Origin of the sequence: Acaryochloris sp. IP29b_bin.148 (assembly GCF_028285565.1) — a bacterium.
Classification (GTDB): Bacteria; Cyanobacteriota; Cyanobacteriia; order Thermosynechococcales; family Thermosynechococcaceae; genus Acaryochloris.
Genome location: NZ_JANQOY010000092.1, coordinates 21,823 through 44,019 on the forward strand (window position 1 = coordinate 21,823; position 22,197 = coordinate 44,019).

At 48.6% G+C, this 22,197-nt stretch carries 17 protein-coding genes and 1 pseudogene; 10 read left to right on the top strand and 8 right to left on the bottom strand.

The window, feature by feature from the left end; all coding sequences use genetic code 11:
* Positions 1 to 12: 12 nt before the first annotated feature.
* The 6 genes from Q0986_RS09025 to Q0986_RS09050 form a co-directional block, all read right to left on the bottom strand.
* Positions 13 to 384: a hypothetical protein gene (locus tag Q0986_RS09025; protein WP_299408311.1), complete on the bottom strand. Its 372-nt coding sequence runs from the start codon at positions 382 to 384 to the stop codon at positions 13 to 15.
* Positions 385 to 489: 105 nt separating this feature from the next.
* Entirely contained in the window at positions 490 to 1,086 is a 597-nt protein-coding gene (locus tag Q0986_RS09030) for a hypothetical protein (RefSeq protein WP_299408316.1), read from the bottom strand.
* 109 nt (positions 1,087 to 1,195) lie between these two features.
* A complete protein-coding gene (locus Q0986_RS09035) occupies positions 1,196 to 1,468 on the bottom strand; it encodes a MoaD/ThiS family protein (RefSeq protein WP_299408319.1) in 273 nt (90 codons plus the stop codon).
* Positions 1,461 to 2,189 (bottom strand): phosphoadenosine phosphosulfate reductase, encoded by a 729-nt coding sequence (gene cysH / locus Q0986_RS09040; RefSeq protein WP_299408322.1) that lies wholly within the window; start codon positions 2,187 to 2,189, stop codon positions 1,461 to 1,463. The genes Q0986_RS09035 and cysH overlap by 8 nt, the downstream gene beginning before the upstream one ends.
* Before the next feature lie 184 nt (positions 2,190 to 2,373).
* Positions 2,374 to 4,074 (bottom strand): DUF3352 domain-containing protein, encoded by a 1,701-nt coding sequence (locus tag Q0986_RS09045; RefSeq protein ID WP_299408327.1) that lies wholly within the window; start codon positions 4,072 to 4,074, stop codon positions 2,374 to 2,376.
* Positions 4,075 to 4,325: 251 nt separating this feature from the next.
* Positions 4,326 to 4,529, bottom strand: a complete 204-nt coding sequence (locus tag Q0986_RS09050; RefSeq protein ID WP_299408332.1) for a DUF2811 domain-containing protein — start codon at positions 4,527 to 4,529, stop codon at positions 4,326 to 4,328.
* Between the two features lie 625 nt (positions 4,530 to 5,154).
* On the opposite strand from Q0986_RS09050, the gene Q0986_RS09055 reads away from it, so the two are divergent.
* The gene (locus Q0986_RS09055; protein ID WP_299408336.1) at positions 5,155 to 6,228 is read left to right on the top strand and encodes a substrate-binding domain-containing protein; all 1,074 of its coding nucleotides are present in this window, start codon (positions 5,155 to 5,157) and stop codon (positions 6,226 to 6,228) included.
* Here Q0986_RS09055 and Q0986_RS09060 read toward each other — a convergent pair.
* Together Q0986_RS09060 and Q0986_RS09065 are read right to left on the bottom strand one after the other, a co-directional pair.
* Positions 6,225 to 7,322 (bottom strand): calcium/sodium antiporter, encoded by a 1,098-nt coding sequence (locus Q0986_RS09060; protein ID WP_299408341.1) that lies wholly within the window; start codon positions 7,320 to 7,322, stop codon positions 6,225 to 6,227. The genes Q0986_RS09055 and Q0986_RS09060 overlap by 4 nt on opposite strands.
* 462 nt (positions 7,323 to 7,784) lie before the next feature.
* The gene (locus tag Q0986_RS09065; protein WP_299408346.1) at positions 7,785 to 8,030 is read right to left on the bottom strand and encodes a hypothetical protein; all 246 of its coding nucleotides are present in this window, start codon (positions 8,028 to 8,030) and stop codon (positions 7,785 to 7,787) included.
* Between the two features lie 1,084 nt (positions 8,031 to 9,114).
* Here Q0986_RS09065 and Q0986_RS09070 point away from each other — a divergent pair.
* The 9 genes and pseudogenes from Q0986_RS09070 to Q0986_RS09110 form a co-directional block, all read left to right on the top strand.
* Positions 9,115 to 9,330 (top strand): hypothetical protein, encoded by a 216-nt coding sequence (locus tag Q0986_RS09070; RefSeq protein ID WP_299408349.1) that lies wholly within the window; start codon positions 9,115 to 9,117, stop codon positions 9,328 to 9,330.
* A 67-nt stretch (positions 9,331 to 9,397) separates the two neighbouring features.
* Positions 9,398 to 9,583: a hypothetical protein gene (locus Q0986_RS09075; RefSeq protein WP_299408353.1), complete on the top strand. Its 186-nt coding sequence runs from the start codon at positions 9,398 to 9,400 to the stop codon at positions 9,581 to 9,583.
* Between the two features lie 12 nt (positions 9,584 to 9,595).
* Complete coding sequence (locus Q0986_RS09080) at positions 9,596 to 9,670, top strand: alkaline phosphatase PhoX (protein ID WP_299408375.1); 75 nt, start codon at positions 9,596 to 9,598, stop codon at positions 9,668 to 9,670.
* A 964-nt stretch (positions 9,671 to 10,634) separates the two neighbouring features.
* On the top strand, positions 10,635 to 13,325 hold the full coding sequence (locus tag Q0986_RS09085) for a hypothetical protein (RefSeq protein ID WP_299408356.1): 2,691 nt from the start codon (positions 10,635 to 10,637) through the stop codon (positions 13,323 to 13,325).
* A gap of 107 nt (positions 13,326 to 13,432) precedes the next feature.
* On the top strand, positions 13,433 to 13,993 hold the full coding sequence (locus Q0986_RS09090) for a hypothetical protein (RefSeq protein WP_299408360.1): 561 nt from the start codon (positions 13,433 to 13,435) through the stop codon (positions 13,991 to 13,993).
* Positions 13,994 to 14,215: 222 nt separating this feature from the next.
* On the top strand, positions 14,216 to 15,748 hold the full coding sequence (locus tag Q0986_RS09095) for a hypothetical protein (protein ID WP_299408363.1): 1,533 nt from the start codon (positions 14,216 to 14,218) through the stop codon (positions 15,746 to 15,748).
* Entirely contained in the window at positions 15,748 to 19,641 is a 3,894-nt protein-coding gene (locus Q0986_RS09100; RefSeq protein WP_299408366.1) for a TonB-dependent receptor, read from the top strand. Before Q0986_RS09095 ends, Q0986_RS09100 begins: the two co-directional genes overlap by 1 nt.
* 63 nt (positions 19,642 to 19,704) lie before the next feature.
* On the top strand, positions 19,705 to 21,405 hold the full coding sequence (locus tag Q0986_RS09105) for a right-handed parallel beta-helix repeat-containing protein (RefSeq protein WP_299408369.1): 1,701 nt from the start codon (positions 19,705 to 19,707) through the stop codon (positions 21,403 to 21,405).
* A gap of 168 nt (positions 21,406 to 21,573) precedes the next feature.
* A pseudogene (locus tag Q0986_RS09110) lies at positions 21,574 to 22,119 on the top strand (Rpn family recombination-promoting nuclease/putative transposase); the annotation flags it as partial.
* Positions 22,120 to 22,197: the final 78 nt, after the last annotated feature.

Sequence of the window (22,197 nt, forward strand, 5' to 3'; positions counted from 1 at the left end):
AGGACACTCATCCTAAATAACCCGAATAATGCACCCCTTCCAGCCTAGCTGATTTTTCATATTGATGGCATTGGTAAAGACTTGAGTGTTGTTACCGTAAACCGTCTTACTCCCCTGGTTGCAGGACAGTTTGGCCTTATTCAAACCCGTTGAATAGTAGCCCTTCCAAGCTCGATCCACACTTTGCCTAAATCCCAACACCTTGAAAACGGCTGTGTAACAAGCGGACTGATGACTACGTGCGGTCCAGGTATGCCAACTACCTCCTGAATTAGAAGCCACTGAACAGTAAGGCTTCAGGGGGGCAGCGGCGGCAGGCTGTGGTGTAGTCCAAGGTGAGAGGCTGGCAACAAGAGTTAAACCGATTAACAAAGACTTTTTCATGAGTTTTCTCCTAGAAAGGGTGGTGAGCTAAATTGCTCTTGCCACTTCATAGGGTTAACTCGATGCCATTATGCACTTAGACCAAAAATGTAGGACTAGAACGCATTAGATCGCGGGTAGCGGCTCCGGTTTTTCCTCACTCACGCCAAACCCCAACGCACCGCTGGAGTAGGTAGTACCAAAATTCTGTACTAACTGGTTCACCTGGCTCAAGGCCGACCGAAAGTCTTGCTCTTGCAACGACGATAGGGGGTGAAGAAACGTGGCAAAAACAATGCCATTGCTGACGGCATATCGGCCATCCAAAGCCGAGTGGAAATTGGCCAGTAGCATATTGTCTCGTTGCTCAGGGGTGATCTCTGCTGCTTTCTTAATCGGAGCAATAATCCGCATCCGATTATGTTGGGCACTCGTCAAGATCAGCATGGTTTGCCCTTCGTATTTAAAGGAAACCTGTCCCTGTTCCACCTGCACATCACTCGCTTCCTGGCGGAGAATGGCTTCGAGTTGGTCAACGGTTGTCGACCCAGATGAGGGAGTGTCTGGTTTCGTTGCTTCCGGCAATAGCTGAGCATACAAGGTATTAACTTGGACTTGAGGGAAGAACTCAGTTCTAGCCCTAGCCCACACTAAAGTTGTCACAGCCCCAGTCAACATCATCAGCAACGGTAATTTCTTCATCGCAACACCTTTTCCAGTCATCTTCCTCAGCATAAGCACTCTATGTGAGAATTTCCTGAATACAGCTCAGCACCCAGAAGATATTGCGAATAGGAGGTATTGGAGCAAATGAGGTGTGTCGGTTGGGAAATTAGCCACCGCTTACAGGTGGAATTAATACCACTTCATCGCCAGATTGTAAGGGCGTATTGGCAGGGACAAAATCCAGATTAACGCCAAAGTGGGTGATTGATTTGAGGGAGTCTAGCCTTGGGTAATGGGTCCAGAAATACTCACCGACTTGTTGGGCGGTGGAACCAGCTGGCAGCTCTAGATCGAGTTCAGGTGAGCCGACTACGTCTTGGTAAGCGGCAAAAAGCTTCACCGTTACTTTAACCGTGGCAGTAGAACCCAGGTCAGACATGCATTCCACATTCCACGCGGGCTGTCCCTCGCCAACGTCCAGCCCGTTCTTCTTCCCCAGTTTTTGTAGTGGTGGTTAAGGGTTCGTCGCCAATACTGGCATACCCCTGGTCATAGAGCGGATTGTATAGAACTTGATGACTGACGAGGTAACTCCAGACGGCTTTGTAAGTCCAGTTCGCAAGCGGGTTGATCTTGAGGCGTCCTTGGAGATCGAGTTCAAAGATGGGCATTTTAGCTCGACTAGAGGCCTGATCCCGTCGGCGGCCGGTAATCCAAGACGTTACGTTGAGAGTGTGTAGTCCTTGCTGTAGCGGTTCAACTTTAGTGAGCTGATGGAACTGTTCTATATCGTGTTCCCACAGCTGGTCACCATATTTTTCGGCAAAGGCAGTCCGAGAGTCTATACCTTGAGGGCGGAAGATATGCAGGTCTAAATCATAATGCGCCTTGGCATCCTCGGCCAGTTGGAGGGTTTCTGGAAAATGATGGAGCGTATCCAAAAATAAAACGGGAATGGCAGGTTCTGGATTGAGGTCTTGGTAGAGAAAATCCAAGATCACCATACCGCTGGCACCGAAGGCTGTACTTTGGACCAATCCTTCCGGAATATTGTCTAGACACCAGGTCAAGATACTTTTGGGATGAGCTGAGTCAAACTTGTGATTTAAAAAATCTAAATCTAGGGGATGCTGTTCAGGGGTGACAATGCATGGATCCATATAATAGGTGCCAACCTCTTGCGAATTGGGTACGAACATTCTACCTTTTTATTCTCCTAATCCCCATTGGAAAACCGTAGTATAAGGTTCGGTTCCACCGAATTGGTCTCAGCTTAGAGGCTGAACTACGGCGGGTGGTGTAGTAGATGTGACAGTTTTTTTCGACGAAAGTCCCTTTAAGCCCTTAGCCAAACCGTAAGTACCACTGACTATGTTGGACGTCAGGAGTTTCGCCGTAACTGCTAATGGATAGGGTACGCAGCTTGCTAAATAGGGTTTGGGCGTTGGTTTCGAGTTTTGAAATTACAGGTAAGTTTTTTTTCAAGATGGGGCGCATCACGGGCCAATCTAGGTATAAAACCCCTTGGTTCGGTTGTTCGAAGGGGGCGATCGCATCCTGAAACGAACGTTGATTGCTCAAGGCACTATTCCCGGCATCTAGCGCCAGTCCTAGCGCTTCAGGAGAACTGGCTAAGACCTTCTGGTTATCCAGATTGGCATAAGCGCCTGTGACTTCGGTTTTAAAGGTAAGGGGACTCCCCGGGCTATCCATATTTTGGGACACTAGCCGGGTCCAGGCATAGACTTTCTTTCCGGCCAGCTCGAAGGGGCTGGTGCCTAAATCTTGTTGGCTGGCCACCTCACTTAAATAGTTTTGCAACTGCTGGGCTTGATCGCTATTGGTTTGTTCATAGGCAAACAGCCAATCAGCGCCAGATCGGGGTGGAGTGGATAGCGCGGGGGATAAGGACTCTGGTAACAGCGCCCAAGTATAGGAACCATCAACCCGTGGAAAAATCTTGCTGGTGAGCTTGACACCTCGTTCTTTCCCCCAATCAGCGAGGGTGTGTTCAACCCAAGACTGGATGCCTGGGTACCCCTGTAAATCCTGGTTGATTTGCGACCAGAGCTGGCCTAAATTTGAGCCAGAAACCACTAAGGGGCTATTGCCTGGGAAGTAGCTGAGTGCGGGGGTGGGATCGAGTGGATGGGTCTGTACGGGTGGCAGTGGCCGATCAGGATTGGCAATCAGAGCCGTTTCAGCCAGTAGCCCTTGTCGATATTCACCCAAGGCGACCCCCAAACTGCGGTAGGTGGAGGGTGTTGTCGATGACTGACCCGATAGGGCAGGAATCAGCTGTTCTAAATTGACGTAGGCCAGACTGGACTGCTGCTTTTGAGTCAGGGTTGCGATCGCTTTTTGGTAATCAGCCTGTTTGGCGAGTTGTGAGTCAGGCTTTTTGAGGGTATCCACCGCCTGCTGCAAGACCTGACGTTGATTGGTGACGAGAACAAAACGATCTTCAACTTTGGCGGTCGCTAGCGAGCGAATGGGCTTAAACAGACTAGGGAGTTGGGATGTTTGGGCCGCAGCTAAACTGGAAGACACCCGTGCGGAAATCAGATCGACCCCAGCATAACGCTCAAAACGGATGGTTTCTCCGGTTTCTGCCTGCTGTTGCCAAAACCGTTCTAAAAACGCATCTGCATCTCGACTATTGCGGGTTTTGACCACCAATAGATAACCCGGCTGATCTCGCTCCACGTTGGTCAAGGCAAAGGTCATCTCGTCACTGCCCCAGGAACGGATATCTTTTTGGTAATCCATCCCTGCACTGGCTAGCAAGAGCGCTGGAATCTCTGACCACTGGGCTGCGGTTCCCGTCGTCTCATTCTCAAGGGGTTTAAAGGAACTGGATGAGCCGCTCAAGGACACCATTAACGGCGCGGTATTGGGGATGAAATGGGCGGAAGCAGGTCCTAATTCTGGCTCAGGTTGAGGCGAGGCTGGTTCAGACTCAAGCGCCCAAGCCATTCCCCCACACAGAAAGAGGGCAAGAACACTGGCAAATAACAGCAGAAAGACAGAACGAAGTTTTACCATACATTTCCGAGAGTCAAGCTCACAAAGGACCAGAGGTTGCAGTTAGTCTGAGGGAATCCTCAAAGGATATTTGACCGTATCCGCCCCTATTATTTCAGCAAACTGTCCCCGAACAAGTTAAGCAATCTAAAATCTATAACACTCGGAATGCGCTTGCATCTAGCCTGTATCGTTATCCATCAACCCCCATGATCTAAGACATGGGATCAGAGGTCGCTCAGTCCAGATGCTCGATCTATCCTGTCGAAAGGCTAGCTAGCAGAGCGATGAAATAACGTATCTAAATAGACACGCGCAGCGCGGCGATCGCCTTCGCCATTCTGTAACAAGAACAAAGACAGCGCTGCGGAAAAGACTCGATCTTGGTCCCAGTCTGGATGAGATTCCAAGTAACCTTTCAAGGTTTGATGGAGTTCTTCGGGAATTTCAGCAAGAATGCTAATGGTTGCGTTCATATTCATCAGTCTTGGCGGTATGTAGTGGACTAGCCCTGCTTTGGGTGCACGAAATCTGCCCTCTTCCACGGTTGAGAACACCCAAATTACGTTGGCCGACTCATTGTGCGCTATGTGGGGGTGGGGTTGTCAATGGTTCACCGCCGAGAAGAATCTTAAGAAAAAATTAAATAGGAAACGAATTATTAGGGGTTTTGGTCGATTTTTGTTTCATAACTTTATATATGCCTGGGGAAATCTCTGGTTTTAGTCAAAATCCCCAAAACGATGCCAAGGGCTTTTAGACTCATTCATTACCTGTGGAAAACGGAGGATAACCTGTGGAAAACTGGGGAATAACTTGTGGAAAGTCTGGGGATAACCTGGGGAAATGTATTTCTCTGAGAAAATTATATTTTTTTGGGCTTAAGTCACCATTTGATTATTTTTCAGACTTGGCTTAAGCAGATTCGAACCAGACACCTCACTAATATTCTTCCCCCCGACCTGATTGTGAATTTGCGGTTGGATAGGGAATATGATTGGGGCTTGAAAAATCTTGAGATGAGGATGGGATAATACTGGCTAAAGATAAATACTGTTTATTCCTGTACTCAGCACTGCAGGAATTTATTGGACATACTCCATGAACCGTTCTAACAAGTCTAAGACGTATGCAAATCTTGCCTTGCCGGGCATGATTGCAGTGGGTCTGATTTGGTCTTTAGGGTTGTTGGGCTTTGGTTTATTGCGAAATCTGCAACAGCCAGAATCCTTGACCGATCAGTCTCAACCGCTTCCAGGTCAGCAACTCTCTAAGTATTCCCTATTTGCCCAAGTGCCAGAGGTGCCCTTAGGTCGATTTAAATATAGTGGTAGTCCGGATTGGTCACCGATTCGACTGGTGGTCGACTCTGCGATTCAAGCGGAACGGCGGGAATATCAGTTGAGCTATGTGCAGCCTGTGGACAAAGCGGTGAATTCGACCACAGCGATTGAGTTATTGCTTCAGGACAAGCTCAGCTTTGTGCAGTCGGGTCGTCCGCTTCGTCCTGCTGAGATCCAGCGTGCCCAGGAAAAAGGCTATAACCTGCAACAAACTCCTGTGGCGATGGATGGTATTGCGATCGCAGTGCATCCCAGTCTTCCTATCAAGGGATTAACATTGTCGGATCTGGCCAAAATCTATCAGGGCCAGGTAACCAACTGGCAGCAGCTGGGCGGACCGAACCTCAAGATTCAACCATACTCCCTGTCGGTTCAAGCCGAGGAAACGGTAGACCTGTTTTTGGAGCAGGTGATGAAGGGAAAGTCCTATGGTCGAAGTTTGGAGTTCTTGCCGACGATGACTGAATCGCTGAGACAATTAGCCGCTAGTCCTGGCGGCATTTTCTTTGGCTCTGCAGCGGAAATTATTCCTCAGTGCTCCATTAAGCCCTTGGCGATTGCTGAGGACGATCAACCCTGGATCTCCCCCTATCAAGCGCCTTATGTCTCATCTACTAACTGTCCGAACCAACGGAATCGCATCAATGCACAGGCATTTATCACTCAGCAATATCCTTTAACCCATCAACTCTATGTGATCTATAAGGCGGGTGAAACAGAAAACCCTGGAAACGCCTATGCTCAGTTATTACTCAGTCATCAGGGGCAAGAGTTGCTGGATAAAGCTGGGTTTGTGGGCATTTTGAAGCATTCGCGGGGCAAGTTGCCCTAGGGCTTTTTGTTTCGTTGGTGCCGAACCGTTCTAAAGGTAATAATGGCGAAGGTAATGGCCGTCAACGGTGCGATAAAGGTACTGACAATAGTAGTTAACACACTAATGCCTTCGTGATGCATGGTATTCAGGACTAAATAGCTGTTATAAGCCATGTAATAAATTAGAAATAGAATGCCTTCCCAACGAGAAATCACATTGCCTGTGGCGAAAATGGGAAGACAAGCCACTGCTGCTGCAATCATAATCGGGATATCAAAGGAGCGGGCTGCATTGGTGACGGCAATACCACCAGGTGCCAGCATGCTTGCTAAGCCCAGAGCCGTCAAAATATTGAAAATATTACTGCCGATCACATTGCCAACTGCAATATCACGCTCTCCGCGGAAGCTAGCCACAACAGATGTGGCTAGCTCTGGCAATGACGTTCCCACAGAAATAATGGTTAAGCCAATAATTAATTCAGATATTCCCAAGGATTTAGCGATACGCACTGATCCATCCACTAACCAATGGGAACCTGAAACTAAGAGCACTGCTCCTACAACGATATAGCTAAAGTTCGCGATGAGGGCTGGTCCAGATGGTTGTATCGGTTTTCCATATTCATTGGCATATTCGGCTTGGACGTCTTCGTTATGTTCCCGCCGACCTTGATAAATCAAAAAGAGGGTGTAAATGATTCCCCCCAAGAATAAAATTACGCCATCTGATCGCCCTAAGACCCCATCCCAACTGAATAGCAGCATCAGGGTAGAGACCCCGATCATAATGGGGACATCTAGGCGTACCAATTGTTGGGCAACGAGCAGCGGCGTAATTAGGGAGGATAACCCTAGAATCAGCAGAATATTGAAAATATTGCTGCCAATCACGTTTCCGAGGGAAATGTCACCTTGGCCAATCAGACTAGATTTGACACTGACTGCCATCTCAGGAGCACTGGTCCCATAAGCCACAATCGTGAGGCCAATGATTAAGGGAGAGAGACCAACCATTGTTGCTAAACGAGAAGCACCTCGAACCAGAGCTTCTGCCCCAACAACTAACAGCACTAAACCGCCAACAATTGCAGCGATAGCCGTTACGCTCATGGTTGTTCCCTAGATAAGATTGCCAAGTTGCATGCATAACCGCGATTGTAGCTAAATCAGGCAGCAACAAGAAAGCTGAATACTCTCTTCTCTCAGCCAACCTGCTTCAATATGTTGTACAGATCACCTCTGTGCACACTGAAAAGACGATTGGAGGCTTAAAGAAGATGCTTTCAGCCTTTTACATCATGCACCAAATATATCCATTGGCAAAAAAGTTTATTCCACCCGGGCAGATGAATCAGAGAGATATATCAGAGAACGACAGCTCTTATTATTCTAGCGATTGCTCACTAGCGATCGATCAAGCCTACCTAAGATCACTCCTTTCTACGGTGATGCGATCGCAATAGTCTGCATCAGGATCTTTCATGAACGCGCTCTAATGGCGAGTGATACAGCTTGCGTCTGGAGTTTTGGATACGGAATACAGAGATGGGAGGATAGTGCTATTGAGCTAGATCATAACAACTTTAGGTCTGCTGCATTGTAACCACCCTCACCTTCTGCCTGCAGGACAGTCTCCATTGCCAGCAAAAAGTCTGACATAACTGCAGGATCAGCACTCTCACCGTCCTGTAGCAACGAAAGGTCACCCAACATACCACCGATTTCGTCGCTTTTGCCATGCTCGTAGTAGCAACGCAGATATTCGAACATAGCAAGATAGGCTTCCCGAACAGTGACTTTGTCATCCAAGTTTGCCATTGGTCTGTCGCTACGTCCGTCTAAATATTTATACTTCAGAGTGCCATATCCCCCTTCAAGTCGGAACTAATCACGAAAAGCAGATAAGACCCCGTTGACTGCATGTCTGTTAGAGAAGAATAGATCAAAACTGATGTATCCTTTGTCTGTGATTCATATCCAGCTCGGAAGAGAAATAACATTAAATTCAACGATAAAAAAGGGAAGTTTACGCTTTAAGAAGAGAAGGTTGTTCCTAAAGAGCAAAATTTTAATTGTCTAAAAACAATGTATTCTATGCCGCGATCAATCCTTCGCGAGATGATATATTTAGAGGCGATCTAAGATCTTATATTTTCCATATGGTCAAAATCCTCGACTATATAGTCGAGGATTATTTCTGTATCAGAAAATACTTTTTTGAGTTTGCTAAGCTTCTTTTGAGAATAAAAAATTCTTTGAGTTTTGCTTAGGGGAGATGAATAGGTCTGTTGGTTCTTGAGGCGCTGTAGAGAAAGGGACACCATCCTATTCGATAGGGCGCTGATAACGGCTAATCGGTCAAAGCGCGGTAGGAAACTTTTGTAGTGAGGGGTGTGATAAGCCCATATTGTGTCTTTTTTGATCACTCTTAATCTGAATCAACAGGGAATGACAAAGAGTAAATGGAACCCAACCGTTGGTCATAGGAAAAGGCAGGGCTGGTTATTTTATGTCATCCAAACCTATCAACAGCGGATTAGAGTGATGATTCCCTGACGTCTTCTTAGGAGGACACCTATAGGATACTGATAACATACTCTTTTCTTGTGCTTAGATCATCTTCTTTAGGGTTTAATCCTGGCTTTACTTCCTAATTAACCTTGGCCTTGATGGAGAGATTGATATCGACTAGATGTTCTACCTGCGATCGCATCATTCCTTTTTCTTAAATTATTTAATGTAGCCTCTGGAATAAAGGTCAGGCATAACTACGATCTATGTCCATCAGTCGCAGAGAATTTCTGTTTGTATAGGGGCAGCTACCCGTCGGGCTGCTTGTAACGCCACTGGTAGCCAGCCTCGTCAGTCACCTAAAGTCACTCTCCCCTTCAAGTCAGTTCAGGTGCCGATTCCATTAGGGATCGAAGGATTCTCGCCCGAACAGCAAATAGAGACCTACAACACCTTTCAGGTTATAGATGACTTAGTTCTGTCAGAAGGCTATACCTATGAAACCATTGCCGCCTGGGGAGAAAAGGTTGGGGACTCTCGGTTTGGCTACAATAATGACTTTCGATCAAGTTCGATTTGCTCTGCGCCAACGCCAAGGGTAGATTAATGCCTTTGCCCTATTAGCCAATGATCTGCTAAAGCACCAGATTGGAGCGATGCCATAAGAAGGACTGATGGATCAGAGCATTGGGGTGATTGCTATCCAGTCTCAAAAGGGTAAATGGGGGCACCAGTCTGCGCCCCAAGATCGGCAGATCACCGGAATGTCTGGGTTAGAAGATGGCCGCTATTTAAAGGCTACGGGACCGGGAGTGGCAGTATTTACCAAGGTCAACAAACGGGGCTATGACGATAACTGAGGCAGTCGCATTATTGGTACCTTCCAAAATTGTGCAGGGGGCACCACGCATTGGAGAACAATATTAAGTGCTGAGGAAAATTTCTAAGACCAAGTTCCTGATCCAGTGATGGCAGATGGATCGTCCTTTTCCCCTTCTTATACCCCCTTTGAATGAATAGAAGATAGGGTCTATGGCCGGGGGAACCCCTTTGGTCTAGCTAGCAATAACTATAGCTGGATGGTGGAAGTCGATCCAAGCAATCCCAAAGACTACAGTATCAAGGACAAGTCTTTAATGTAACAATGGCTAAAATTTCCACTCTAAGGTAACTATAGAGATTTATAGAAATTATACAAAGACAAAGACATCCGTAATCTTACTGATATTGCTCTTTTTTATCCATCCATAAAACTAAGCCTATAAATCCATTGTTGAGTAATTTATGATCTCCTCTGTATAAATACTGATAGTTCTGCTTAGTGTATATATTCGAATATATCTAAATTGAGAAGTCTTGTTGCTAAAGATGATTTTGGTTCATACTAAAATAGTCGCGCTAAGCTTGATTGCTGGGCCTGAAAGCCTCTTGGGAGAATGGCTTCATGGTTTTTTTTAAGAAAATTCTGCTAAATACTTATATAAAAAAAGGCGTTTTGGTCAGTATATTTTGCAGGAATAGCTTAGGAGGAGGATGCCGGATTTTTGGCGTTTAGTGGACGTGATTTAGGTGTCATTTCGGATTACATATCGGGAATACTACATCTAGACTGATTAGGTAAGTTGACAAACAATATGTGCGCTGGTGAGGCGAATTGCATTTTTTTTAGACACCAAGAGTTTTAACCGTTAGCCATTACGAATCAGCTCTCCGGCTTAAGCTCTCGGCTCTTTACATCTCTTCTAGAGATAAAGGCAGAGACTGAGCCATTCCCCCTTCAGTTTTGAGGGTCCAGCTCAAAACTAAAGGACCAAGACCTTGCTCATGGCAGGTCAATGACAACTCAATCTCTGCCGGAAGATGTCTATCTTCCTTTTGTCCATTACTACAAGAACTCTAAAGACGACATCTATGACTCACGATACACCAAAGTCCCAAAGACTCCCAAGGAAGGCTGGCCCTCTGGCCATTGCCGCTCTTTTAGCCGGTGGTCTTCTCCAGCCTCTTCTTCCTGCCTTCGCGGCTGGAACCCCTGCTGGCAGCAATATCTCTAACACTGCCACTGCTACTTATAATGACGGCAATGGGACTGACATTGAAGCAACATCCAATACTGTCAGTATTGAAGTTGCTGAAGTTGCAGGTTTAACCGTTCAGCCTTCAGGTTTTAACGATCTGGATGGCGGCGCAGTTCAAGCGGGTGACGTTCTTGAATATGACTTTCAAGTTACTAACGTTGGTAATGCAGACACAGACATCTCTATCCCTGGCGTAGATGACTTAAACGACCCTGCTAACTCAAAGACTGAAAACTTTACTGTCACAGCTATCGAAGTTTATGATAGTGCTGGCAACCTCATTGGCACAATTAATCCTGGTGATGATCCACAACAGCTCGTAGCTGATCTGGGCTTTGATCCTGATACCGACCCACTTACAGCTTGGCCCGCAGATGATTTTATTACAGTTCGAGTCATCGGTACCCCTGCTGCGGGTACCCGAGCAAATGATCCTGTTGGCGTAACCTTGGGTGATACTGGGGATAACACTGGTGAAGGGAATAGCCAGAACCAACCCGACGACAACGATCCCATCAATGGTGACACAACACCCTTAGACATTGACTTGCGTACCGTTAACTTTGGTCCTGAGACTCCTGTTAATGGTGAACGTGAAGCGGCTGCTGGCCAGAGTATTCCTTTTGCCAGTTCTGAAACACCTGTAGCCTTAGCTCAAGTTGAAAAGGTCGCTTCTTTAGCACCCGGTGACACTGCTGATGCAGATGATGACTTAATTACCTATGGCTTGAGCCTGACGGTAGAAGATACATCTCCCAATGCTGCCTTTGAACCTGCAGACTTGGCTGGTACATCTATTTCAGTCAATGACACTACAGCCACTCATATTTTAGTCTCAGATGCTATTCCTGAGGGCACAAGCTTGAATGCTGAGCCTACGGGGTCTGGTGGCTGGATTCCAGTTTACACGAGCGATGATTTGACGGGGGTTAATGCAACCCCTGCTCTTGCTGCGGATTGGTATACAGATGTAGCTGATGCGGGTGGTGTTGGTGCCGTAACCCGGATTGGTTTTATCTTTACTGCTAATGCCACCCTTGCACCGGGTACAACTTCTCCAGCTCTCAATTTCACGGTGATCACGGATGATCTAAATCCAGCAGGTGGCCAGGTTGCCAACATTGCTCAGGCCTTTGGTACAACCGATGGCGATCCAAATGCTGAGATTGTTTACGATGAATCGGGTGACAGCAATCCCAACAACTTCAATGATGATGGGACACCCCCAGCGGAGACAGGTCCTAACGCAGATCCCAATCCTACAGGCACCAACTATGATCCTAACGAGGACGACGGTGTTGCCGACCCCTCTGAAGATGGAACTGACATAGACGGTGACAACACTGGTGAAGGCCCCAAAGGTGAGGACAATGTCGTCAATATTGGAATCTCTGCAGGTCCAGACGAACTATCCAATGGCCCCAATGGTGATCCTGCTGCTATTGGTCCTACAGATAGCAATGATGACTTCACGAACCTCTCAACAGATGTTCCAGCAGGTTTAGATGACGATGATCTAATTCCGGCACCGGGTACAAATGGCGCATTCTTAGAACCTGTTCTATTTTCAAACACGGTTCAGAATCCCAACACCAGTGGCTTTATCCAGGACGTCACTATCGAGCCCATTTCACCAACGCAGGCTCAAGATAATGATGAGAGTGCTTTAGAAGGGCTGTACGGTGAAAATAGTGACATTCCTAATGGGACCAGGGTTACCATTGATTATGACCCCGATCAGGATGGCGATCTTGATGCTACAGATGGAGATGAGCAACAAGCTGTTTACATCTATAACGGCACGATCTTTGAACTCGATCCAACTGTCGTTGGTAACGCTCCTGTTAATGTTGGACAACTCGATGCAGGTGAAATCGAGAACTATAACGTCACAGTAGAGCTTCCAGGCGGCACAGTCACACCACTAGATGAGATCCCAATTCCTATCGTCGCCTTCCCTGATGACGATCCTGAGAATGATGGAGATGGTACTCCAGGTTCCCCTGGTACTCGTGGATTCATTGACGAAACCACTAACAACATCACCATTAACCGAGTGTACACCGGCTTTATGGAGTTAGTGAAACAGGCCCGCATCCTGGAAGCAGATGGATTCACTGAGGTTGAAGGTTGGACATCCAATATCACTGAAGATATTGAGCCTGGCCAGTTTATCGAGTACCGCATCTCTTACCAAAACATCTCTTCTCCGGAAGTGGGTTCTGGCAACGTTGGCTTAACGGCTTTTGACTTCCGAATCATTGAAGATGGTAATGATGCCACCGTCAATGCAGATGGCGAGCCTGGTAACACTTGGGCTGCACTAACGACCCACCAACAGAACACTGCGGCTGACCGAGGTACGGTGGACTACTTCTCCACGAGTGATGACTTGACTAATGACGATGTCCTGATCTCTTCCGATCCACTGGATGGGACTAGGGTTGATGCTTACAGAAATAACGTTGGCATCGTTGACCCCCAAGAGAGTGGTCAGTTCCAATTCCGTCGCGTCGTTGACTAATGTCGCTGGGGCAATGGGTAAAGTGACTCGGCTTTGCCCATTGCCACCTCTCTTACACATTATTTCCTACTTATTTTAGTTCTAGAATGCATTGAGGTTTTTTGAACATGAAACGTCGTTTATCCCTGGGCCTTGGAGTATTGGCTATCGCTGTTGCGGTTCCCTTTGTCAGCAGCACCTCCGTTTTAGCGAACCTGCAGGAAGCGGGTGAAGCCCTTGTCCAAAACATTCTGCAGCCGCAGGTCAAACTCGTCTTAGGTGCCGAGAAGCAAGTAATCACAATTAACGCCGAAGGCGAAGAAGTGATTTCCTGGGAAGCCCTTGAAGGGCAAGTCTCCGTTCAGCCTGGAGATGTGATTCGCTACACATTAAATAGTGAAAATGGTGGCGACAATCCTGCTAATAGCTTAGTGGTCACTCAGCCCGTTCCTGAGCAAACTGCTTATCTTGCTGACTCTGCTCGTGCCAATGGTGCAGCATTGACCTACAGCATCGATGGTGGTGAGACTTACTCTGCCCAGCCGATGATTGAGGAAACTCAGCCTGATGGTTCCGTCAAGATGGTTCCTGCTCCTGCTGAAATGTACAGCCATGTCCGTTGGGACTACAGCGAAACACTTCAGCCCATGGCTCAGGTTCAAGCTGTTTACGAAGTAACCGTCCAATAATTCTGTGCAGGAAGGGGCTGCTCCTTCCTGCTTTCTTAACTCACCTATACTGCACCGTGCTGTTTTCAGGCGTGTATCAAGGCCTGACAGGGATCGTGCGCCCAAAATCTTCCCTTAAGTTGTCGACTAATTGCTGTTCTCTAGACCGATGCGCCCCCCTCTAGAGACCTTAGCTGCCCCCCTCCCTTTCTACCAATGACTGATCCAGAGGAGTCCACCACCGTGAGACCACTTCCCCAAAAGTTGATACCTCGCCCCCGTGCAGCGTGGCGATATGCAGCAGCTATCACTTTATTACTTCCACAGCTATTCTCTGGGGTCGCGATAGCCCAGGAATCAGAGCCTGAAACCTTTTTGCTGGATAATATTGCCCGCTACAGCTATTTTACTCAGCGTGATGGGGGCACCCTGATTGAAGGGGTGACCAATGATTTACAAACGCCTCTGGACACTTCTCTAACTGATCCGCGGGGACAAATTTTAGGATGTGGAGGGCAAGTCCTCGATAACTACTCAGGATTTACAGTTGGGTTGTATAGCCCTGCTGGCCCGACACAATCTGAACTAGGGAGCCTGATTGCTTTAACTCCAACTGAAGTTCCTGATATCCCTGGCAATAATATTCCCTTGGGAATTAGTCCCAACACCACGAATCTAAATCCCTTCCCGCTTTCTAATGCAAGTGAGGGAACCTATAGCTTCCTACTCGATCCGTCGCGAGGTCAGCTCTCTGTGGGTAGCACCTTTATCTTGGTTGTCGATCCACCGGAAGGGTCTATCTATAACCAACGTCGCGTTCGGATCCGGCTGACCCAAATCACCGACACCGATAATCGCTTGTTGGTAACCTACCAGGCTACCTCTTTAGACGGTTTGCCCATCGCTGCGGGGGCAGTCACTGACTTTGAGGAAACAGCCACCACATTATTTACCACAGTTCGGGATGCGGACAATATTCCCCTACAGTTACTGGCCATTAATTTCTCCTCAACCCTGTGTCAGCTCAATCAAATCGAAATTAGCAAGTCTGGCGATCGCGCGAACGCTGCCCCGGGTGATACGGTCATTTACCGACTGACTATTCGCAACCGCTCTGATGGAGACCTCGATACACTCACCATTCAGGATGTCCTCCCTGCTGGATTCAAACTGCTGCCCAGCTCTGTTAGAGGCATCATCAGTGAGACAGCTGTTCCCATTTCAGTGGAAGGAGAGGGACTGAATTTAACCTTAAGAACCAATGCAGTCCTGCCCAGAGAGGGGGTTCTCAATATTGCTTATGCCGCCCAATTGACCCCAGATGCAATTAGAGGGGATGGCAGAAACTCGGCAACCGTTGAAGGAGCCCGAGTCGACAATGACCTAGAGGTTCGGGATGGTCCTGCAGTGCATCGGGTTCGGGTCAACCCTGGCATTCTCACGGATTGCGGCAACGTTTTAGGCCGGGTGTTTGTAGACAAAAACTTTGATGGTGAACAACAGCTCGGAGAGCCGGGTATCCCCAACGCCGTGGTGTGGATGGATGATGGCAACCGAATTACTACAGATGAAAATGGCTTATTCCATGTCAAATGCGTGCTCCCTGGTGCTCGCACTGGCGCTTTAGATTTAACGACTCTACCAGGCTATACCTTAGCGCCCAACTTACACTTTGCAGAGCGAAATAGCCCCTCGCGGCTAGTCCGGCTTTCACCTGGTGGCACGGTCCGCATGAATTTTGGCGTTACTCCCACATTCCAAGAGGAGGCCAAATAATGAAACGCTATACTCAAATATTTCAGGCTAGTCTTTTTGGACTAATCGCTAGCAGCGTAACATTCACACCGAACCTTGTTAATGCTCAGGCGCTTGCAGAAAAAACTCAGCGGCGAGAACAGCTCACCAACGAGGTGTCGGAAGCAGAGCCTATATCAGAAGCAGAATCTGCAGCAATAGATGCTCCCGCTCAGACAGTGGAAGCTCCGGCTGCAGAGAAGTCAGAGGCGGTATTGCCAACAACCCCATCTGCCCAGGAGGCCCCCACGGCTGCTAAGGCTGTGCCGGAAGTGGTCAGTCCAGAGGTAGCTCAAGCAGCCACTAAGACTCGTCAAGCGGTTACGACCGAAAAAACAGCCCAGCCCGTTGAGGCGGATAAGTTGGCTGAGGTCGCTCCCCCACGGAGCCTAGCTCAAGAGGTCGTTTCTTCTAAGATCATTCAGACACAGGACATTATTGAACAACCTCAAGCTTCTCCTGTTACCCAGGAGTCTGAGAGCACTCCTGTTGCTCCTAATGCCTCAGGTATTTCTATCCTGACACCGGTAACTGGCTCGGTTGTGGATAAACCTGCTGTCACCGTCATTATTGAATATGGTACTGATCAATCCGTTGAGCTTCGTGTTAATGGCAAGGCTGTAGATAAAGCCCAAGTGGGTCGAACCGCGACCAACTCTGAGACTCAGCGGGTCCGCCAAACCTGGTACGGGGTTATTCTTAGCTCTGGTGTTAACACCATTAGTGTGAATGAAGTTGGCCAAGCGGCAGCTACCAGTATCCAGGTCGAAGTGCCCGGAGAACCCGCTCAGCTGAAAGTGCAGACGGCTGAAAGCAAAGTTCCCGCGGATGGTCGTTCTACGGCTAAGGTTCAAGGATTCCTACTAGATGAAAATGGCAACCAGTCTAATTGGGATGCCACGGTGACACTGGAAGCCACGGACGGAGAGTTCGTTGGTGCTGATAGTAAACCCGATGTTCCTGGTTTTCAGGTGGAAGCGATTGATGGTCAATTTACCGCTGATTTACAGTCCAGCATTAATGCGGGTTTAGTCCGCATTCGGGCAACCGCGAGTGATCTAGAGGCCTTTCACCAGTTTCAATTTGCTACACCGATTCGTCCTTCTGGTTTATTAACAGGAGTTGTCGATGTTCGAATTGGCCGTCGAGGCACAGACTTCTATGATAGTTTCCGCGAGTTTCTGCCCTTGGATCAGGATAATAGTTATGACGTAGATGTTCGGTCCCAAGCCTTTGGTATTACCTCAATTGGCGATTGGTTATTAACTGGAGCCTACAATAGTGAGCGCCCCCTTAACGAAGACTGTACTGGGGAAGCCAGCCTGTTCAAAGCATCGGGCTCGGATTGTGACTACAACAATTACACTACCTACGGTGATAACTCCATTACGGATGTGACGGCACCTTCCACTGACAATATCTTTGTCCGACTCGAACGGACCTCCCCTGTTCCCGGTGCGGGTAGTGATTACTTTATGTGGGGCGATTACCATACCGAGGAATTTTCCCGCTCCTCTCAGTTGTTTACAGCAACGAATCGGACGCTGCATGGGTTCAAAGGCAATTTCAATATTGGTAACCTGCAACTGACGGCGGCCTATGGGAACAACAATGACGGGTTTCAACGGGACACCATTGCGCCCGATGGCACCAGTGGGTTTTATTTCCTCTCTCGTCGATTACTGATTCCTGGGAGTGAACAAGTTTTCTTGGAGTTGGAAGAGCTCAACCGTCCAGGTACGGTCCTTAAGCGCGAGCGTCTGACTCGGGGCGCAGACTATCAGATCGATTATGATCGCGGCACTTTAAAGTTTGAGCGTCCTATTCTCAGAACCGATGTCGATGAACAAGGATATGTCTTAGTTCGCCGCATTGTCACCACTTACCAGTTTGAAGGGGAGAATGCTGATACCGATACAATCGCAGGACGCGCCCAGTACACCTTTTCACGAACGCTGGATCAAGAGAGCTGGATTGGTGCCACCTATTTCCGTGAAGACCGAGGCAGCCAAGACTTTGAACTGTACGGTGCCGATGCCCTCGTTTCCTTTGGCAAGAATAATCGCCTGATTGCCGAATATGCCCACTCCAATAATTCTCTGGATTTCACTCAGGGGGTCAGTGGGAACGCCTACCGAGTAGAGGTAGAAGCCAATCCCATTGAGAATTTAACGGGTCGAGCTTACTTCAAATGGGCGGATGAAGGATTCTCTAACAACGCCACTACGAGCTTTGTCCCCGGCCAAACGCGCTACGGCGCTGAGATTCTAGCGACCGTTGCCAAAAATACACGATTGCGGGCCAGTTATGACCACGAAGATAACTTTGGAGTTGCACCTCGGCCTTTGGATGATTTTGAAGCGCTGATTCAACCCGGTTTTGCCCCCACTCCTGGCAGCGTGGTGGATAACTCTTTGACCACGATCACCGCCGGGATTCAGCAGCGAATTGGTCCAGCGGATGTGGGATTAGATTACGTCCACCGCGATCGCACGGATCGAATCACGGGCAAAACCACGAATTCTGATCAGCTTCGCAGTTCGCTAACGGTTCCTCTAACTAGAAACCTCACCTTGCGGGCTCAGAATGACCTGACCCTATCGTCAGATGTGGATCCGCTCTATCCCAATCGCACCTTAGTAGGTTTGGAATGGCAGGTGCATCCCGGTATTGTGGTGGGCTTGAATAATACCTACCTCACGGGGGGCGAGTTTGAAGATGACCTGATCACCAGCCTTGACATCACGGGTCAACATACTTTCTCCACCGATACCACCCTCCGAGGATCGCTCGCGATGACGGAAGGGTTCGGCATGGCAGGCTATTTTGGGATTGATCAGGGTTTAACGATTGCGCCGGGGCTACGTGCAGACTTTTCTTACGAGCATGTCTTTAATAACTCCTTAAGACGAACCGCAGCCAGCCAGCAAATTGCCCAACCCTTTGCTGTTGGGGCTGGTGCCTCTGCCTTAGGACTCACCTCTGGGAACAGCTTTAGCGTCGGTTTGGCCTATACCAACAACCCGGATTTTCAAGCGAGTGCTCGATTTGAGTATAGCGATACCTCCACAGGCTCCAATACTGTGCTGACGGCCAATGCGCTTGGACGCGCTACTCGAGACCTGACGGTGCTGGCTCAGTATCAGCAAGCCAGTGCCTCTAATCAGACCCTGTCGGCTCTCGGCACCAGCCGGGATGTGAAATTGGGGCTGGCCTATCGTAATCCTGACAGCGATAAGCTTAATGCTTTATTGCGCTACGAATACCGTGAAAATCCGGCAACGATTCCCGACACAATTTTGTTTGGGAGTGGGACAGGCAGTGTGGATCATTTACTAGCGGCAGAAGCGATCTATGCACCGAACTGGCGCTGGGAACTCTACGGTAAGTTCGCTTGGCGACATAGCAAATCCTTCCTGGCTCAAGATTTGGTAGGAACCAGCAGCATTTCCCTGGCCCAACTCCGAGCCACCTATCGCCTAGGCTACCGCTGGGATATTGGCGGCGAGGTGCGTTGGATTCGCCAAAACAGCACAGGTTTCAATGAGGTTGGGGCTTCTGCTGAAGTGGGCTATTACCTCAACCCCAATGTACGGTTGGCAGCGGGGTATGCCTTTGGTGATGTGAGCGATCGCGACTTAGGCAACTCGCGGTCGGCAAGTGGTCCGTTCTTTGGCATCACTCTGAAGTTAGATAATAACTTGTTTAAGGATTTTGGGTTTGGTAATGAAGTGGCTCCTCCTCAACAACAGGAGTCTTCTACCACAGCGGATAAAGGGAAAGATAATGCCCAACAGGCCAAGACGAAGGTGAACCGCAAATCCACTGTTCCTGTTTCACAACAAACGTCCTCTAGTCCTTCGCCGAAGGACTAGTCTTAAGGACACCTTGACCCACTGCTCCATTGATTCCCCATGAGTGATTATCGAGAAGGAAACATGTCTTTCCGCAGTACACTTCAATCTGATCTCCGACGATCCAGTCTTTCGGGTAGAACCGTTATGGCCTGGGCCGCTTTGGTTTCCCTGGTCACCTGTTCCGGCCTCGGCTTATCCCGTGTTGCCCATGCTCAAACCCCTAATCCTTCATCTGTGCGGGTGGTGGTCAATAGCAATCTGGACGGTAAAATCCGTGCAGATGAGGCGCTGACGTTGCGAGAAGCGATCGCACTCACCAACGGCACCCTGAACAAGGCGGATCTGAGTGCAGCTGAGCAGGCCCAAATTACGCCTAGCCTAGAGCATAGCCGGATCGAGTTCGACCTGCCTAGCGACCAAACCACCATCCGTCTGCGGGCACTCTTACCGACGATTTTACAACCGGGGTTAGTGGTGGATGGCACGAGCCAAACAGGCTATGTTGCTGATAAGGGGAGTGTTCCTGCCCCTGTAGTGGCGCTGACTGCCGCTGAGGATGTGGAAGTCTTTCGTGGTCTCACCATTGCCGCAGACCAGGTACAGGTGAAAGGGCTAAGCTTTTACGGGTTTACCGCTCAGCATCAAACCACGGCCACCACACCGCCTGCCGATATCTTTATTGCCCATCGTCTCGTGCCAGAGAAGCATCGGGAAGAAGATAATCCCGAAGTCACCTATCCCTATGAAGATGAGCAGGATATTCCGCCTCAAGGGGTTGTGATTGAGGCCAATTGGCTGGGGCTTTCTCCAGAGGGGATGGATGTGCAAGCGCCCCGCTCTGCTTTTGGGGTTTCCATTTATAACGCTGTGGGTACCCGCATTCTCAATAACCGTATTGCTAATCATGACAGTAGTGCCGTGATTACCAGTGTTCGAGCTGAGCAAACGGAAATTGCCAATAATATGATTGCAGGTAATGGCGTGGCAGGCATGCCCGATGCGATTCGTTTAGAAGGCCGGATTGCAGGTAGCCAAATCCGAGCCAATCAAATTACGAATAATGCTGGTAGCGGTATTTATCTGTATAGACCAGAGGGTGCGATTCAAATCAAGGACAATCAGATCGTGGGCAATGGTCAACGGTTCCGTCGGGCTGCGGTCGTCTTGATGGGCGATGACCATCAAGTGATCGGTAATACGATTCAAGATCAACCCGGTCCAGGGGTTTTGGTGACGGCCTATCCCACCAGTAATCGCAATATTATCCAAGAGAACCAGTTTGCCAATCTTAAAGGGCTCAGTATTGATCTGATTGCCCGCGATAATCGTTTTCTGGATCGGTTCTCTCGTCTGTCGATTAATTCGGTTGATTTAGCGGCCCGCTCCAGCACGAGGGTCCAAGATTATCAAATCGGTGATGGTCCCAATCCCCCTCGTAATTCGGATCAGCGCCAGCGAGATACGGCTAATCGTGGCATTAACACCCCACAATTTTTTAGCTCCGTGTTCTACTGGATGGACGGTCAAGTGCATCTGGATGGTAAGGCGGATCCAGGCGCAGAGGTTGTCCTGTATCAAGTGCTAGAACAAGGCGACTTGCAAGGGCCTTTGAGCAAGCCGATGATGTCAGTGACGGCGGATGAGGAGGGACGATTTACAGCCACCCTCACCGATGTGCAACCGGGCGATCAATTCAGTGCGATCGCAACTCATCCCGACTATGGTACTTCAGAACCTGCCCTCAATGTCGAGATCCAGCTTCTAGACGTCTCTGCGGAATAATAACGGCCTATTGGCTCCAATAGTAATTGAAACTGCTGAATACCATTCAAAATGCATTTAAATGAATAGGGCTGCTTTGCAGGTGGCCCTATTCCCTAGTGTTTTTACCCTAGCCTTGCACCTAATTCATAAGGAATATGACTTTGGTAGGGCTGATATAATTCCGGGATGTTTGACTCCACCTGTAAGTTCCTTACAGAGAGCTTTTTCAGTGATTTTGCAGGATGGCTTCTCGGTGAACCCATCCTGCTTACGCAGCTCAGCTCTTCTGAACTTTCACTTGAACCCATTCGTGCAGATGCGCTGATTCTTCTCGATTCAGAAGCGTATATTTTGCATCTCGAATTTCAGACTGAACCAGACCAGAATATGGCTGATCGGATGGCTGATGACCGTCTGCGGGTTTATCGCCGCTTTCCCCAAAAAGAAATGAAGCAAGGGGTGATCTATCTGACGCCCTCTCGTTCAGAATATGTTTTCCAAACAGCGTTTGAGATTCCGGGAACCCGACATGAGTTTGAGGTGATTCGACTCTGGGAACAACCCACACAGCCTTTCATCGAATCGGTGGGATTGCTCCCTCTCGCCGTTTTAACCAGTACTCCAGATCAATCACAAACGTTGCGACAGGTGGCTGAGCGCATTGATAATTTGCCAGAGCTGCGGGTTCAGAGTAATGTTGCGGCCTCAACTGGGATTCTAGCTGGTGCGATTCGTTCCTACACGAAAGGCTAAAAGCTAATAAGGTAGGGCTTCTGAGAGATAACCTTCTCTGGGTTGAGTTCGCACTTT